Origin of the sequence: Arenimonas caeni, from assembly GCF_003024235.1 — a bacterium.
GTDB classification, from domain to species: Bacteria; Pseudomonadota; Gammaproteobacteria; order Xanthomonadales; family Xanthomonadaceae; genus Arenimonas; species Arenimonas caeni.
The window spans coordinates 1-15,169 of the sequence record NZ_KZ679094.1 but is presented as its reverse complement, the minus strand read 5'-3'; the positions used below and the strand labels follow the sequence as shown (position 1 = coordinate 15,169).

Sequence of the window (15,169 nt, the reverse complement as noted above, 5' to 3'; positions counted from 1 at the left end):
CCATGTACGCCAATGAATCCAAGACCGCCAAACGCCCGCGTTTGACGGTGCCGGGCCTGCGCCAGATGAAGGCCGAGGGCCGGCGCATCGTCTCGGTGACCGCCTACGACGCCGGCTTCGCCCGCTCCGTCGACGCCGCCGGCCTGGACCTGGTGCTGGTCGGGGACTCGCTGGGCATGGTCTGCCAGGGCCACGACAGCACCCTGCCGGTGACGGTGGACGACATCGCCTATCACGTGGCCTGCGTCGCGCGCGGCCTCTCGTCGGTGCTGCTGGTCGCCGACCTGCCGTTCCAGGCCGACGCCACGCCCGAGCGCGCGCTCGACGCCTCCACCCGCTTCCTGCAGGCGGGCGCGGCGATGGTCAAGCTCGAAGGCGCCGGCCCCAAGCTCGAGGTCATCCGTTTCCTGGCCGAGCGCGAAATCCCGGTCTGCGCCCACCTGGGCCTGACCCCGCAGTCGGTGCTGCGCCTGGGCGGCTACAAGGTGCAGGGCCGCGAGCAGGCGGCCGCCGAGCGCCTGCTGGCCGACGCCCGCGCCGTCGCCGACGCGGGCGCCGACCTGCTGGTGCTCGAATGCGTGCCCTCGGCGCTGGCCGAACGCATCACCGCCGCCATCGACATCCCCACCATCGGCATCGGCGCCGGCCCCGGCTGCAGCGGCCAGATCCTGGTGCTGCACGACCTGCTGGGCATGAACAGCGGCCACCGCCGCCCGCGCTTCGTCAAGGACTTCCTGGCCGAGGGCGGCTCGATCGGGGGCGCGCTGCGCGCCTATGCCGACGCGGTGCGCAACGGCAGCTTCCCCGGCCCCGAACACGGATACGAGTGATGCAGACCCACCATACCCTCGCCGCGCTGCGGGCCCAGCTCCGGCAGTGGCGCCGCGAGGGCGCCAGCATCGGCTTCGTGCCCACCATGGGCAACCTGCATGCCGGCCACTTCGCCCTGGTCGAACTGGCGCGCAAGCACGCCGACAAGGTGGTGGCCAGCATCTTTGTCAATCCCACCCAGTTCGGTCCCAACGAGGACTATGCGCGCTACCCGCGCACGCCTGAGTCGGACATCAACGGCCTGGCCGAGAACCACTGCGACGCCCTGTTCCTGCCCTCGGTCGAGCAGATGTACCCGTTCGGCACCATCGGCTGCGTGCAGATGCACGTGCCCGGCATCACCGACATCCTCTGCGGCGCGCACCGGCCTGGCCATTTCAACGGCGTGGCGCAGGTGGTCGCGCGCATGTTCAACATGGTCCAGCCCGACCTGGCCGTGTTCGGGCGCAAGGACTACCAGCAGCTGCAGGTGATCCGCTACATGGCGCGCGAGATGAGCTTCCCGGTCGAGATCGTGCCGGCGCCCACGCTGCGCGAGCCCGACGGCCTGGCCATGAGTTCGCGCAACCAGTACCTGCAGGGCGACGAGCGCCAGACCGCCACGCGCATCCACCAGACCCTGCTGTTCATGCGCGACGCCGCGCGCCAGGGGCTGCCGCTGCAGGGCATCGAGGACCAGGCGCGGTCGCGGCTCGAGGCCGCCGGCTTCGGCGTCGACTACGCCGAGATCCGCCGCACCGATCTCTCGCGCCCGCGCAGCGCCGGCGAGCCCGGCCAGCTGGCGCTGATCGCCGCCCGCCTGGGCCGCACCCGGCTGATCGACAACCTCGAGTTCGAAAACGTCTGATGCCGGACTGAAACAAGGCTCGGTTAGACTCCGGGCATGGCCCGCCCCCCGATCCCCGCCGACAGCGAAACCTGGTCCCTGCTGCGCGCCCATGCCGCGCGCCTTGCCGACCGGCCGCTGGCCCGGCTGATGGCCGACGACCCCGCCCGGGGCCGCGACTTCGGGCTGCGCATGGGGTCCCTGCATGCCTGCTTCGCGCGCCAGCGCTACGACCGCGCCGCGCGCGAGGCCCTGTTCGCGCTCGCCGCGCCGCTGCCGGCCGCGTTCCGGCGCCTGTTCGACGGCGAGACCGTGAATGTCTCGGAGGGCCGGCCGGCCCTGCACACCGCGCTGCGCTCCGACCTCGGGCAGGGCGCGGTGGCGGCCGCCGCGCGCGCGGAGGCGCTGGCGGCGCGGGAGCGGATGGCCAGACTCGTGGCCGGGCTCGAGCAGTCCGGCATCACCGACATCGTCAACATCGGCATCGGCGGCTCCGACCTCGGGCCGCGGCTGGCCGTGCAGTCGCTGGCCGAGTTCGACCGCGGCCGCTTCCGCACCCACTTCCTGTTCAACGCCGACGCCAGCGGCGTGCAGCGCCTGCTGCCGCACCTGGACCCGGAACGCACCGCGGTGCTGCTGGTCTCCAAGAGTTTCGGCACCCAGGAGACACTGCTCAACGGCAGCATCCTCAAGGACTGGCTGGCCGGGCGCGGGCGGCTCTATGCGGTCACGGCGGCGGTCGACAAGGCGGTGGCCTTCGGCGTGCCCGGGTCGCAGGTGCTGCCGATGTGGGACTGGGTCGGCGGCCGGTTCTCGCTGTGGTCGCCGGTGGGGCTGTGCATCGCGCTGGCGCTGGGCATGGCCAATTTCGACGAGCTGCTGGCCGGCGCCGCCGAGATGGACCGGCACGTGCTCGAGTCGCCGCCCGGGCGCAACCTCGCGGCCTGGCACGCGCTGACCATGGCCTGGAACCGCGACGTGCTCGGCCTGGGCACGCACGCCGTGATGCCGTACGACGAACGCCTGGACCTGCTGCCCGATTACCTGCAGCAGCTGGTGATGGAAAGCCTGGGCAAGACCGTGCGCAGCGACGACACCGCCTCGCCGGTGCCGACGGTGCCGGTGCTCTGGGGCGCCACCGGCACCTCCAGCCAGCACAGCTTCTTCCAGGCCCTGCACCAGGGCAGCGACCTGGTGCCGGCGGATTTCATCGGCGTGGTCAGGCCGGCCCACGGCTACCCGGGTAGCCACGACGTGGTGCTGGCCAACCTGCTGGCGCAGGCCGAGGCCCTGGCCAACGGCAGCCCGGGCGATGCACCGCAGAGGCACTACGACGGCGGCCGCCCGAACACCATGCTGCTGCTCGACGAACTGACGCCGCGCTCGCTGGGCAGCCTGCTCGCGCTGTACGAACACAGCGTCTACGCGCTGTCGGTGGTCTGGGGCATCAACGCCTTCGACCAGTGGGGCGTGGAGCTGGGCAAGCGCCTGGCCAGCGGCCTGTTGCCGGTGCTCTCGGGCCGGGGCAGCGCCGACGACATCGCCGACCCGGTCACCCGCGCACTGGTCACCGAGATCCTTGCCCGCCGCTGAAACGCGACCCTGCCTTATTCGTGGCGGGCAAGGGCCCAGGCGACGTGTTCGCGGACCATGGGGTCGGGGTGTTCGCGGCGCGAGGCGAGGGCGGCGAGCACGGCGGGCGTGGTCGGCGCGTTGCCGAGGGCGACGGCGATGTTGCGCAGCCAGCCGGCGTGGCCGGTGCGGCGGATCGCCGAGCCTTCGGTTCGGCGCAGGAACTCGTCTTCTTCCCAGGCGAACAGTTCGGCGAGGGTCGCGCTGTCGAGTTCGTTGCGTGGCGCGAAGTCGGGCACCTCGTGGCGCACCGCGAACTTGTTCCAGGGGCAGGCGAGCTGGCAGTCGTCGCAGCCGAAGATGCGGTTGCCCATCAGCGGGCGCAGTTCCTCGGGGATCGACTCGCGCAGTTCGATGGTCAGGTAGCTGATGCAGCGGCGTGCGTCCACGCGGTAGGGCGCGACGATGGCGCCGGTCGGGCAGACCTCGATGCAGCGCGTGCAGGTGCCGCAGTGCGCGCTCGCCGGCGCGTCGACCGGCAGCGGCAGGTCGGTGTAGATCTCGCCCAGGAAGAACCAGCTGCCGGCGTCCTTGTTGATCAGGCAGGTGTGCTTGCCGATCCAGCCCAGGCCGGCGTCGCGCGCCAGCGCCCGCTCGAGCACCGGCGCCGAATCGACGAACACCCGGTAGCCGAACGGCCCCGTTTGCGCGGCGATGCGGTCGGCCAGTTTCTGCAGGCGGTTGCGCATCAGCTTGTGGTAGTCGCGGCCCAGCGCGTAGCGCGCCACGTAGGCGCGCTCGCCCTCGGCCAGCGTGGCCCAGGCGGCGGCGTCCTCGCCGGTGCCGTAGTCGAAGCGCACCGACACCACCCTGAGCGTGCCCGGCACCAGTTCCTCCGGCCGGCCGCGCTTGTCGCCGTGGCGGGCCATGTAGTCCATGGTCCCGTGCTGGCCCCTGGCCAGCCAGTCGCGCAGGTGCTCCATGTCCCGGGACAGGTCGATGCCGGCGATGCCGACCTGCTGGAAGCCCAGTTCGGCGCCCCAGTCGCGGATCGACCGGGCGAGGGCGTTCATGTCGGCCGGTTCGCGCATGCCGCAAGTATAGAATCCCGCCATGGCCGACATGCTCCCGCTCTACCGCGCCGCCCAGGTGCGCGCCATGGACCGACGTGCGATCGAGCAGCTGGGCGTGCCGGCCTGGGAGCTCATGCAGCGCGCGGGCGCGGCCGCCTGGCGCCTGCTGCGCGGGTCCTGGCCACAGGCGCGGCGGATCGGCGTGGCCTGCGGCCCGGGCAACAACGGCGGTGACGGCTACGTGCTGGCGCGGCTGGCCCGCGCCGAGGGTTTCGAAGTGCACGTGGTCTCGCCGCCCGGCGCCCACCCGCGCCGCGACCCGGCCCGCAAGGCGCTGGCGGCCTGGCGCGAAGCCGGCGGCCGGGTCGAATCCTTCGACGGCATGCTGCCCGAGGTCGACGTGTGGGTGGACGCGATCTACGGCATCGGCCTGGCGCGCGCGCCCTCGGACGCCGTGCGTTCGCTGATCGAACGCATCAACGCCAGCCACCGCCCGGTGCTGGCCCTGGACGTACCCTCGGGCCTGGACGCGGACACCGGCCACGCGCCGGGCATCGTGGTCGAGGCGCGGCTGACCCTGAGCTTCATCGCGCCCAAGCAGGGCCTGTACACCGGCATGGCCCGCGACGTCGACGGCGACGTGCGGGTGGACCGGCTGGACCTGCCACCGATCGACACCACGGCCGAGCCGCCCTCGGCCTGGCTCGTGCGCGACACCGACCTTTCGGCCTGGCTGGCGCCGCGCCATGCCAACGCCCACAAGGGCGAACACGGCCACGTGCTGTGCGTGGGCGGCGAGCTGGGCATGGGTGGGGCGGTGCGGCTGTGCGCCGAGGCCGCGCTGCGCACCGGCGTCGGCCTGGCCAGCGTGGCCACGCGTTCGGCCGGCGTGGCCGCCCTGGTGGCGGCCCGGCCCGAGGCGATGACGCATGCCGTGGAAGACTCCGCAGCGCTGGCGCCGCTGCTCGGGCGCGCGACCGTGGTGGCCGTGGGCCCCGGCCTGGGGCAGGGCGCCTGGGGGCGCGCGCTGCTCGGGGCCGCGGTGGCCTGCGGCAAGCCGCTGGTGCTCGACGCCGATGCCCTGAACCTGCTCGCGGCGGCGCCGAGGCCGGTGCCGCAGGCCATCCTGACCCCGCATCCCGGCGAGGCCGGCCGCCTGCTCGGCATGTCCACCGCCGACGTGCAGGCCGACCGCTACGCCGCCGCCTCGGCCCTGGCCACGCGCTACCAGGCGGTGGTGGTGCTCAAGGGCGCCGGCACCGTGGTGGCGGCCCCGGCGCGGGTGCCGGTGGTGATCGGCGCCGGCAATCCCGGCATGGCCACCGGCGGCATGGGCGACGTGCTCTCGGGCGTGGTGGCGGCGCTGCTGGCCCAGCACCTGCCGCCCTTCGAGGCGGCCGTCGCCGGCGCCCTGCTGCACGCCGCGGCCGGCGACGCCGCCGCCCGCGTGGACGGCGAGCGTGGCCTGCTGCCCTCCGACCTGTTCCCGCACCTGCGCCGCCTGGCGAACCCGGCATGGAACTGAGCGAACGCTTCCTTGCCGACCCGGCCGCCACCGAGGCCCTGGCGGCGCGGCTGGCCGCCAGCCAGCCTGGGCGCGCCGTGGTGTACCTGGCCGGGGACCTGGGCGCCGGCAAGTCCAGCCTGGCGCGGGCCTGGCTGCGCGAGCTGGGCGTCCGCGGGGCGATCAAGAGCCCCACCTACACCCTGGTCGAGCGCTATCCGCTGCCCGGCGGCGGCGAGGCCGTGCACCTGGACCTCTACCGCCTGTCCGCGGCCGGGGAGCTTGATTTCCTGGGCCTCGACGAGCTGGCCGACCAGGCCCGCCTCTGGCTGGTCGAGTGGCCCGACCGCGGCGCCGGGGCGCTGCCTGCCCCGGATCTCCGCGTCGGCCTGGCCGTGCAGGGGGCGGGCCGCCTGGCCCGGCTGCAGGCGGCGAGCCCGTCCGGGGCGGCCTGGCTGGAACGCCTGGCCAAATAGGGCCTTTTGCGGGCAGCTTCTTACCCGGATCCTAGAAAGGTCCGGCAGGTGACGGATTCCTAAGGAAAAAGTCCTTGCATTGCCGGAATTCCGGTGCTTCAATCCGTGGTATGCGCCGGATTGTCGCCATCGCCATGGGTCTGTCCCTGCTCCTGGGCCTGTCTTGGGCCCATGCCGCCGAGCTGCGCGGGGTCACCCTGGTCGCGGCCGAAGATGGCGCCACCCATGCCGTGCTCGACCTGAGCAAGCCGGCGGACTACAAGGTTTTCACCCTCGCCAACCCGCACCGCCTGGTGCTCGACCTGTCCGGCAGTTCGCTGGCCGGCGGTTTCCGCGCGCCTTCGCCCAACGGCGTGGTCTCCGGCGTGCGCACCGGCAAGCCGGCCGAGGGCGACCTGCGCGTCGTGCTCGACCTGGGCCAGGCCGTGCAGCCGCGCAGCCGCGTCGAGCGCGAAGGTGATTCGGCGCGACTGGTGGTCGAGCTGCTCGGCGGCCAGGCGGTCGCCGGCAAGCCCGCGCCCGCGCGCACCATCGAGGACGTGATCGGCAGCGGCGAGCGCAAGCTCATCGTCGCCATCGATGCCGGCCACGGCGGCAAGGACCCGGGTGCGATCGGCCCGACCCGCAAGTACGAAAAGGACATCACCCTGGCGATGGCGCGCGAACTGGCCGCGCAGATCGACGCCGACCCGGGCATGCAGGCCTTCCTGGTGCGCGACCGCGACGTCTTCATCCCGCTGCACGAGCGCTACCAGCGTGCGCGCGAGGCGCAGGCCGACCTGTTCATCTCCATCCATGCCGACGCCGCGCACAACAAGGCCGCCAGCGGCGCCTCGGTGTACGTGCTGAGCCTGCGCGGCGCCTCGTCCGAGGCCGCGCGCTGGCTGGCCGACCAGGAAAACGCCGCCGACCTGGTCGGCGGCGTCGAGCTCGACGCGCGCGACAAGAACCTGGCGGCGGTGCTGCTCGACCTTTCCCAGAACGCCACCATGCGCGTTTCCGACGACGTCGCCGGCGAAGTGCTGTCCGCGCTCAAGGGCATGGGCAAGACCCACAAGCACCAGATCGAGCGCGCCAACTTCGTGGTGCTGCGTTCGCCGGACGTGCCCTCGATGCTGGTCGAGACCGGCTTCATCACCAACCCCGGCGAGGAAACCCGCCTCAGCGACCCGGCCTACCGCAAGCGCATGGCCGGCGCGATCGTGCAGGGCGTGCGCAACTACTTCTCCGTGCAGGCGCCGCCCGGCACCTGGTACGCGGCCCGCCAGGGCACCTTCGGCGGCAGTCGCCAGCACGTGGTCAGCCGCGGCGAAACGCTGAGCCTGATCGCCCAGCGCCACGGCGTGCCGATGAACTCCATCCGCGCCGCCAACGGGCTCAAGGGCGACACCGTGAAGGTGGGCGAGCGCCTGACCATCCCGCTGGCCGGCGGCGCCATGGCCAGCCTGCCCGAGTAAGCCGCGCCGCGCTGCTATCATCGGGGCTGTTTTCGCCCGAGCCAGCGCCACGTGCCGATCCACCAGCTTCCCGACACCCTCGTCAACCAGATCGCCGCCGGCGAGGTGGTCGAGCGTCCCGCTTCGGTGGTCAAGGAACTGGTGGAGAACGCCCTCGACGCGGGCGCCACCCGCGTGGACATCGAGCTCGAGGAAGGCGGCGTGCGCCTGATCCGCATCCGCGACGACGGCACCGGCATCCCCGCCGATGAACTGCCGCTGGCGGTGTCCCGCCACGCCACCAGCAAGATCGCAAGCATCGAGGACCTCGAGCAGGTCGGCACGCTAGGCTTCCGCGGCGAGGCGCTGCCCTCGATCGCGTCGGTGAGCCGCTTCGCGCTCAGCGCCCGCAGCCGCGGCGCGCCGCACGGCGCGCGCCTGGAGGTCGACGGTGGCCGCGTCGGCGAGGTGGCGCCGCATCCGCACCCCGAGGGCACCACGGTCGAGGTGCGCGACCTGTTCTTCAACGTGCCGGCGCGGCGCAAGTTCCTGCGCGCCGAGCGCACCGAGCTCGGCCACATCGAAGAGTGGCTGCGCTCGCTGGCGCTGGCGCGCCCGGGCGTGGAGCTGCGCATCAGCCACAACGGCCGCCTGGGGCGTCACTACAAGCCGCTGCGGCAGGGCGAGGAGCAACTGCGCCGCGTCGCCGAGGCCCTGGGCGAGGATTTCACCCGCCAGTGCCTGGAGGTGAGCCACGCCGCCGCCGGCCTGGGCCTGCGCGGCTGGGTGGGCCTGCCCACGGCCGCGCGTTCGAGCGCCGACCAGCAGTATTTCTACGTCAACGGCCGCGCGGTGCGCGACCGCACCGTCGCCCACGCCGTGCGCCAGGCCTATGCCGACGTGCTTTTCCACGGCCGGCATCCGGCCTTCGTGCTTTTCCTCGAGTGCGACCCGCGCCTGGTCGACGTGAACGTGCACCCGGCCAAGCACGAGGTGCGCTTCCGCGAGCAGCGGCTGGTGCACGAGTTCATCTACCGCACCCTGCACGAGGCCCTGGCTTCGACGCGCGCCGGCCAGCTCGGCGCCAGCCCCGGCCAGGAGGCGCCGGGCCTGGCATCGGCGGGTGTCGCCGGCGGTGTGCAGGGCGCCCGCCCGGGCTGGGTGCCGCAGCAGTCCGGGCTGGGCCTGCCGGTGCGCGAAGCCATGGCCGCCTATGCCTCGCTCTACCAGGCATCGGCCGCGGCGGCCCCGCCGCTGGCGCCGGGCGCGAGCGGCGAGGCGGCCAACGAAGCCGGCGCGGCGGGCGACGACGCGCCGCCGCCGCTGGGCTACGCGCTGGCGCAATTGCACGGCGTGTACGTGCTGGCGCAGAACGCCCAGGGCCTGGTGCTGGTGGACATGCATGCGGCGCACGAGCGCATCACCTACGAGCGGCTCAAGGCCGCGCTCGACGGCGAGGGCATCCGCAGCCAGCCGCTGCTGGTGCCGGTGTCGCTGGCGGTGAGCGAGCGCGAGGCCGATGCCGCCGAGCAGCACGCCGAGGCCCTGGCCGAATACGGTTTCGAGATCCGCCGCGCCGGGCCGCAGGCCCTGAGCATCCGCGCGGTGCCCACGCTGCTGGCCGACCTGGACCCGCGCGCGCTGGCGCTGGACGTCATCGCCGACCTGCGCGAGCACGGCAGCAGCCGCCGCCTCGAGCAGGCCCGCAACGAACTGCTCTCGACCCTGGCCTGCCACACCTCGGTGCGCGCCAATCGCCGGCTCACCGTGCCGGAAATGAACGCGCTGCTGCGCGACATGGAGGCGACCGAGCGCAGCGGCCAGTGCAACCATGGCCGGCCGACCTGGGTGCAGCTGGGCATGGCCGAACTCGACCGACTTTTCCTGAGGGGACGCTGATGCGAGCACCGCTTATCCCGGGCCTGGCCCTGGCCATGATGATCAGCGCCTGTGGCGGCGAGCCGCCCGCGGACGCCGGGGACGCGGCCCGCGCCGAACGCGAGGCGCGCCAGGCCCATGAGCGCGAGATCCGCGACTGGCGCGCGGCCCGCCAGGAGCGCCTGCTGCGTCCGGACGGCTGGCTGTCGCTGGTGGGCCTGCACTGGATCAACCCGGGCACCACCTTCATCGGTTCGGCCAGGGAGAACGGCACGCGCCTGTCGCTCGGTCCCGACCAGGTCGGCATGCTCACGCTCGGCAAGGACGGCAGCGCGCGCCTGCGCATCGCCGAGGGCGCCGAGGTGCTGGTGGACGGCGAGCCGGCGGAGGGCGAGGTCGTGCTGGTGCCGGACTCGCAGGGCAAGCCGACCGTGGTCGCTTTCAACCGCGGCGACGCCAGCTTCATCCTGATCGAACGCTCCGGCCGCCACGCGCTGCGCGTGCGCAACGCCATGGCCCGCACCCGCACCAGCTTCCCGGGCATCGACTACTTCGAGATCAACCCGGACTTCCGCTTCCAGGCGCGCTTCGAGCCGCATCCGCCCGGCAAGACGATGGAGATCGTCAACATGCTGGGCATGATCGAACCGATGCCCAACCCGGGCCGCGTGCTGTTCGACAAGGACGGGGTCACCTACAGTCTCGAGGCGCTGGACGAGGGCGACGGCCAGCTGTTCTTCGTGTTCGCCGACCGCACCAGCGGCCACGAAACCTACGCGGCCTCGCGCATGCTCTACGCCGCGCCGGCGGGCCCCGACGGGCTGACGGTGCTCGACTTCAACCGTGCCTACAACCCACCCTGCGCCTTCACGCCGTACTCGACCTGCCCGATGCCGCCGCCGGAAAACCGGCTGGACCTGCGGGTCGAGGCGGGCGAGAAGAAGCCGCTGCCGTTCCCGGAGTGAACCCCGAATGAGCATCAAGACCCTGGCCGGCGGCCTGCTGCTGGCCCTGCTGGCCGCCGGCTGTGCTCGCGCCGAAGCGCCGCAGCCGCTGCTGTGGAAAGTCAGCGACGCCGACAACAGCCTCTACCTGCTCGGTTCCTTCCACCTGCTGCGGCCGGCCGACTATCCGCTCGACCCGCGCACCGACCTGGCCTTCGAGGATGCCGAGCGGGTGGTGTTCGAACTCTCGCCCGAAGACATGGCCGGCACCGCGGTGGGGCAGCTGATGCTCCAGGCCGCCACCCGGGCCGACGGGCGCCGGCTGCAGGACACCCTGCCGCCGGCCACCTGGGCCAGCCTCGAGGCCTGGGGTGGCCGCCGCGGCATCGACGTCGCGCGCCTGCAGGACTTCGAGGCCTGGTACGTGAGCCTGCTGGTGTCGCTGACCGAGATGCGGCAGCAGGGCCTGGACCCGACCCTGGGCCTGGACCGGCATTTCGGCCGCCGCGCCACCGAGGCCGGCAAGCCGGCCGAGGGGCTGGAGACCGGCGCGCAGCAGATCGAGCTGTTCGACGGCATGGACGAGGCGCAGCAGGTGCAGGCGCTGGAAGAAGCCCTGCAGTCGCCCGAGGAACTCGAGCGCAACGTCCGCGAACTGCACGCGCTCTGGCGCGCCGGCGATGGCGCCGGCCTGTACGCCGGCACCGCCGCGCGGATGCGTGAGCAGTACCCGGCGCTGTACGAGCGGGTGAACGTGCAGCGCAACCGTGCCTGGCTGCATCGCCTGAAGGGGCTGCTCGACGAGGGCGGCCACGACGAGGACGCGCTGGTGGTCGTGGGCGCCCTGCACCTGCTGGGCGACGAAGGCGTGGTCGAGCTGCTGCGCGCCGAGGGTTACACCGTCGAGCGGCTCTGAACCGCGGGCCGCGGCCAGCGGTATTCGGCCGGACGCGGCGCCGGCGGCACCAGCACGATGCAGTCGACGGGGCAGGGCGGCAGGCACAGCTCGCAGCCGGTGCACAGCCCGGCGATGACGGTGTGCATGCGCTTGGGCGCGCCGATGATCGCGTCCACCGGGCAGGCCTGGATGCACTTGGTGCAGCCGATGCAGTCGTCCTCGACGATCAGCGCCACCACCGGCGGCTTGACGGCACCGTTGTCGGGGTTGAGCGGCTTGGGCTCGCGCCCCAGCAGCGCCGCCAGCGCGCGCACGCCGGCCTCGCCGCCGGGCGGGCACTGGTTGATGTCGGCCTCGCCCCGGGCGATCGCCTCGGCGTAGGGCCGGCAGCCTAGGTAGCCGCATTGCGCGCACTGGGTCTGCGGCAGCAGCGCGTCGATGCGTTCGACCATCGGGTCGGCCTGCACCCGGAAGCGCACCGTCGCCCAACCCAGCACCGCGCCGAAGACCGCGGCCAGGCCCACCACCACCAGCACCGCCGCGAGCATCACGCCGCCACCATGCCGGTGAAGCCCATGAAGGCCAGCGACATCAGCCCGGCCGTGACCAGCGCGATCGGCGTGCCGCGCCAGGCCGCGGGGACGTTGGCGGCCTCCAGGCGCTCGCGCATGGCCGAGAACAGCACCAGCACCAGGCCGAAGCCCACCGCCGCGCCGAAACCGTAGAGCACCGCCTCGAACAGGCCGCGCCGGGCCTGCACGTTCAGCAGCGCCACGCCCAGTACCGCGCAGTTGGTGGTGATCAGGGGCAGGTACAGGCCCAGCACCCGGTAAAGGCGCGGGCTCTGCCTGTTCATCACTGTCTCGGTGAACTGCACGACGGCGGCGATGACCAGGATGAAGCCCAGCGTGCGCAGGTGCTCCAGGCCCAGCGGCAGCAGCAGCCAGTGGTGCACGCACCAGGCCAGCGCCGCCGAGAGCGTGAGCACGAAGCCGGTGGCCAGGGCCATGCCGTAGGCAGCGTCGAGCCGGCGCGAGACGCCCATGAAGGGGCACAGCCCCAGGAACTTCACCAGCACGAAGTTGTTGACGAACACGGCGCCGACCAGCAGCAGCACGAGTTCGTCCATCGGCGGCTCCTCAGCGCACGGGCATGCCCGGCGCGGCGCCGTCGTCGGCGCCCAGCAGGGCGAGCGCGCCGCCGTCGAAGCCGGCCGAGAGGATCATGCCTTCGCTCAGGCCGAAGCGCATCTTGCGCGGCGCGAGGTTGGCGATGAACACCACGCTGCGGCCCACGAGCTTCTCCGGCTCGCCGTAGCTGGCGCGGATGCCGCTGAAGATCTGCCGCTGGCCGAGCTCGCCGGCGTCGAGCAGGAAGCGCAGCAGCTTGTCGGAGCCTTCGACGAAGCCGCACTCAAGCACCTTGCCGATGCGCAGGTCGAGTTTGGCGAAGTCGTCGATGCCGATGAAACCACCCGGCTGGGCGGCGGGCGCGGGGGCGGCCGGCTTCTCCGCCGGTTTCGCCGGCGCGGCCTTCGGGGCGGCGGCTTCGGCGGGCCTGAGGTCTTCCTTGCTGGCGTCGGTCATGGCCTGGATCTGTTTGGGGTCGATGCGGGTCATCAGGGGCTCGAAGGGGGCGATGGCGTGGCCGAGCAGGGGCGCGGCGGCGTCTTCCCAGCGCGCCACCGGCGCGCGCAGGAAGCCCTCGGCGCGGGCCACGGTGCCCGGCAGCACCGGCCGCAGCGCGGCGGCGAGCACGCGGAACAGGTTCAGGCCCTGGCTGCACACGGCCTGCAGCTCGGCGTCGGCGCCTTCCTGCTTGGCGATCACCCAGGGCTTGCGCTCGTCGATGTAGCGGTTGGCCTCGTCGGCCAGCGCCATCACCTGGCGCATGGCCTGGCCGTATTCGTCGCGGGCGTAGCTGGCGGCCACCTCGCGCAGGCCGGCGACGAAGCGCTCGTACATCGCCGGCTCGGGCAGCGCGTCGGCCAGGCGGCCGTCGAAACGCTTGGAGATGAAGCCGGCGCAGCGGCTGGCGATGTTGACGAACTTGCCGACCAGGTCGGAGTTCACGCGCGCCACGAAGTCCTCGAGGTTGAGGTCGAGGTCGACGACGCCGGCGCCGGTCTTGACGGCGAAGTAGTAGCGCAGCGCCTCCGGGTCCAGGCCCGACTCGAGGAAGGTGCGCGCCATCACGAAGGTGCCGCGCGACTTGCTCATCTTCGCGCCGTTCACCGTCAGGTAGCCGTTGACGTGCAGCGCGGTGGGCGCGCGCAGGCCGGCGCCATGCAGCATGGCGGGCCAGAACAGGCCGTGGAAATTGATGATGTCCTTGCCCAGGAAGTGGTGCATTTCCGTGGGTTCGGCGCCGCGCGGGTTGCGTGCCTGCTCGGTGTAGGCGCCGAAGTCGGTGCCGGACTTGGCGCACAGGGCCTTGAACGAGGCCAGGTAGCCGATCGGGGCGTCGAGCCAGACGTAGAAGAACTTGCCCGGCGCGTCGGGGATGGGGAAGCCGAAGTAGGGTGCGTCGCGGCTGATGTCCCAGTCGCGCAGGCCGCCCTCGAGCCACTCGGCCAGCTTGGCCTTCACCGCCGGGTGCGCCACCTCGCCCTGCATCCATTCGCGCAGGAAGGCCTCGAACTTGCCCAATTCGAAGAAGTAATGCTCCGAGTCGCGCAGCTCCGGCGTGGCGCCGGAAACCACCGAGCGCGGGTTCTTCAAGTCGGTCGGCGCGTAGGCCTTGCCACAGGCCTCGCAGTTGTCGCCGTACTGGTCCGCCGCGCCGCAGTTGGGGCATTCGCCCTTGATGTAGCGGTCGGGCAGGAACATGCGGCGCTCGGGATCGTAGAGCTGCTGGATCGAGCGCACGGCGATCGCCTTCGGCCCGTGGCTGCCGTCGCGCAGGCGGGTGTAGATGAGGCTGGCGAGCTCGCGGTTCTCGTCCGAATGCGTGGAGTGGTAGTGGTCGAAATCGACGCGGAAGGCGGCGAAATCGGCCTCGTGGCCGGCCTGGATGCCGCGGATGAACGCTTCCGGCGCCAGGCCCGCCTTCTCGGCCGCCAGCATGATCGGCGTGCCGTGGGCGTCGTCGGCGCAGACGAAATGGACTTCGCCGCCGGCCATCCGCCGCGCGCGCACCCAGATGTCGGCCTGGATGTAGCCCACCAGGTGGCCCAGGTGCAGCGGGCCGTTGGCGTAGGGCAGGGCGGTGGTGACTAGCGCGGGGCGGGGCATGGCGATGGCATCGGGTGGGGGACGGGGAATTATCTCAGATCGGGGCCGTCCCGGGCCCGCAAATAAAAGGTTCTTCTCCCAAGTGCGGGGAGTGGCGCACGGCCGACCCGGTTAGTTTGTAGTTGTCTAGACAACAAACCGGGGGTCGGCCGTGGCCGGCGAGGATTGTATTGCCCAGCTGGGCGGTTGGGTGGGGTATCGCGTTTGGGACTGGCGTCAGGAGGATCGGGGCGGCCAGTCCTGGGCCGTGCTGGAGCTGATGCCTGAAGAGTCGGCAGAACGCCTTTGTTCGGGCTGTGACCAGCCGGTGTCGGCCATCCACGAACAGACCGTACGCCGGATCCGGGACCTGCCGCTGTTCGAGCACGCGGTGGAACTGGTGGTGCCACGTCTGCGCTTGGCCTGCCCACGTTGCGGGCCACGGCTGGAGCAGCTGGACTGGCTCGATCCCCACGCGCGGGTGACCCGCCGGCTGGCCGAGAGCGTGGCCCGGCTGTG

14 protein-coding genes are annotated in these 15,169 nt (G+C 72.3%); 10 read left to right on the top strand and 4 right to left on the bottom strand.

Annotation, left to right across the window (positions count from 1 at the left end; translation table 11 throughout):
* Positions 1-2 precede the first annotated feature (2 nt).
* The 3 genes from panB to pgi are packed head-to-tail and all read left to right on the top strand — an operon-like array spanning position 3 to position 3,250.
* Complete coding sequence (gene panB / locus C6N40_RS10410) at positions 3-830, top strand: 3-methyl-2-oxobutanoate hydroxymethyltransferase (RefSeq protein WP_106990964.1); 828 nt, start codon at positions 3-5, stop codon at positions 828-830.
* Complete coding sequence (gene panC, locus C6N40_RS10405) at positions 827-1,678, top strand: pantoate--beta-alanine ligase (RefSeq protein WP_106990963.1); 852 nt, start codon at positions 827-829, stop codon at positions 1,676-1,678. The genes panB and panC overlap by 4 nt, the downstream gene beginning before the upstream one ends.
* A gap of 36 nt (positions 1,679-1,714) precedes the next feature.
* On the top strand, positions 1,715-3,250 hold the full coding sequence (pgi, locus tag C6N40_RS10400; RefSeq protein WP_106990962.1) for a glucose-6-phosphate isomerase: 1,536 nt from the start codon (positions 1,715-1,717) through the stop codon (positions 3,248-3,250).
* Between the two features lie 14 nt (positions 3,251-3,264).
* Here pgi and queG read toward each other — a convergent pair whose 3' ends face one another.
* Positions 3,265-4,320 carry a tRNA epoxyqueuosine(34) reductase QueG gene (gene queG, locus C6N40_RS10395; RefSeq protein WP_106990961.1) on the bottom strand — a complete coding sequence of 352 codons (1,056 nt, stop codon included), beginning with the start codon at positions 4,318-4,320 and terminating at the stop codon, positions 3,265-3,267.
* A 22-nt stretch (positions 4,321-4,342) separates the two neighbouring features.
* Here queG and C6N40_RS10390 point away from each other — a divergent pair, with 22 nt between their 5' ends.
* The 6 genes from C6N40_RS10390 to C6N40_RS10365 all read left to right on the top strand — a co-directional run bounded on the left by C6N40_RS10390 (position 4,343) and on the right by C6N40_RS10365 (position 11,456).
* Positions 4,343-5,827: an NAD(P)H-hydrate dehydratase gene (locus C6N40_RS10390; protein WP_106990960.1), complete on the top strand. Its 1,485-nt coding sequence runs from the start codon at positions 4,343-4,345 to the stop codon at positions 5,825-5,827.
* On the top strand, positions 5,824-6,282 hold the full coding sequence (tsaE, locus tag C6N40_RS10385) for a tRNA (adenosine(37)-N6)-threonylcarbamoyltransferase complex ATPase subunit type 1 TsaE (RefSeq protein ID WP_205208597.1): 459 nt from the start codon (positions 5,824-5,826) through the stop codon (positions 6,280-6,282). Before C6N40_RS10390 ends, tsaE begins: the two co-directional genes overlap by 4 nt.
* Positions 6,283-6,392: 110 nt before the next feature.
* A complete protein-coding gene (locus C6N40_RS10380; RefSeq protein ID WP_106990958.1) occupies positions 6,393-7,739 on the top strand; it encodes an N-acetylmuramoyl-L-alanine amidase in 1,347 nt (448 codons plus the stop codon).
* A gap of 51 nt (positions 7,740-7,790) precedes the next feature.
* On the top strand, positions 7,791-9,617 hold the full coding sequence (gene mutL / locus C6N40_RS10375) for a DNA mismatch repair endonuclease MutL (RefSeq protein WP_106990957.1): 1,827 nt from the start codon (positions 7,791-7,793) through the stop codon (positions 9,615-9,617).
* The gene (locus C6N40_RS10370) at positions 9,617-10,561 is read left to right on the top strand and encodes a DUF1684 domain-containing protein (protein WP_240183501.1); all 945 of its coding nucleotides are present in this window, start codon (positions 9,617-9,619) and stop codon (positions 10,559-10,561) included. The genes mutL and C6N40_RS10370 overlap by 1 nt, the downstream gene beginning before the upstream one ends.
* Positions 10,562-10,568: 7 nt before the next feature.
* Complete coding sequence (locus C6N40_RS10365) at positions 10,569-11,456, top strand: TraB/GumN family protein (RefSeq protein ID WP_106990956.1); 888 nt, start codon at positions 10,569-10,571, stop codon at positions 11,454-11,456.
* On the opposite strand, the gene rsxB is transcribed toward C6N40_RS10365, so the two are convergent.
* The 3 genes from rsxB to metG are packed head-to-tail and all read right to left on the bottom strand — an operon-like array spanning position 11,435 to position 14,671.
* Complete coding sequence (rsxB, locus tag C6N40_RS10360) at positions 11,435-11,986, bottom strand: electron transport complex subunit RsxB (protein WP_106990955.1); 552 nt, start codon at positions 11,984-11,986, stop codon at positions 11,435-11,437. The two genes, C6N40_RS10365 and rsxB, sit on opposite strands and share 22 nt — an antisense overlap.
* Complete coding sequence (rsxA, locus tag C6N40_RS10355; protein ID WP_106990954.1) at positions 11,986-12,567, bottom strand: electron transport complex subunit RsxA; 582 nt, start codon at positions 12,565-12,567, stop codon at positions 11,986-11,988. The genes rsxB and rsxA overlap by 1 nt, the downstream gene beginning before the upstream one ends.
* A gap of 10 nt (positions 12,568-12,577) precedes the next feature.
* Positions 12,578-14,671, bottom strand: coding sequence for a methionine--tRNA ligase (gene metG, locus C6N40_RS10350; RefSeq protein ID WP_106990953.1), 2,094 nt, complete (start codon positions 14,669-14,671; stop codon positions 12,578-12,580).
* A 151-nt stretch (positions 14,672-14,822) separates the two neighbouring features.
* Here metG and C6N40_RS14660 point away from each other — a divergent pair.
* On the top strand, positions 14,823-15,169 hold a 347-nt coding region (locus C6N40_RS14660), incomplete at its 3' end, for a transposase family protein (RefSeq protein WP_162782195.1).

What these genes read in the sequence shown, in the direction of transcription:
- panB (WP_106990964.1), top strand. Translation starts at nt 3, where the DNA reads ATGTACGCCAATGAATCCAAGACCGCCAAACGCCCGCGTTTGACGGTG.
- pgi (WP_106990962.1), top strand. Translation starts at nt 1,715, where the DNA reads ATGGCCCGCCCCCCGATCCCCGCCGACAGCGAAACCTGGTCCCTGCTG.
- metG (WP_106990953.1), bottom strand. Translation starts at nt 14,671, where the DNA reads ATGCCCCGCCCCGCGCTAGTCACCACCGCCCTGCCCTACGCCAACGGC.
- C6N40_RS10380 (WP_106990958.1), top strand. Translation starts at nt 6,393, where the DNA reads ATGCGCCGGATTGTCGCCATCGCCATGGGTCTGTCCCTGCTCCTGGGC.
- C6N40_RS10365 (WP_106990956.1), top strand. Translation starts at nt 10,569, where the DNA reads ATGAGCATCAAGACCCTGGCCGGCGGCCTGCTGCTGGCCCTGCTGGCC.
- queG (WP_106990961.1), bottom strand. Translation starts at nt 4,320, where the DNA reads ATGCGCGAACCGGCCGACATGAACGCCCTCGCCCGGTCGATCCGCGAC.
- rsxB (WP_106990955.1), bottom strand. Translation starts at nt 11,986, where the DNA reads ATGCTCGCGGCGGTGCTGGTGGTGGTGGGCCTGGCCGCGGTCTTCGGC.
- C6N40_RS10390 (WP_106990960.1), top strand. Translation starts at nt 4,343, where the DNA reads ATGGCCGACATGCTCCCGCTCTACCGCGCCGCCCAGGTGCGCGCCATG.
- rsxA (WP_106990954.1), bottom strand. Translation starts at nt 12,567, where the DNA reads ATGGACGAACTCGTGCTGCTGCTGGTCGGCGCCGTGTTCGTCAACAAC.
- C6N40_RS10370 (WP_240183501.1), top strand. Translation starts at nt 9,617, where the DNA reads ATGCGAGCACCGCTTATCCCGGGCCTGGCCCTGGCCATGATGATCAGC.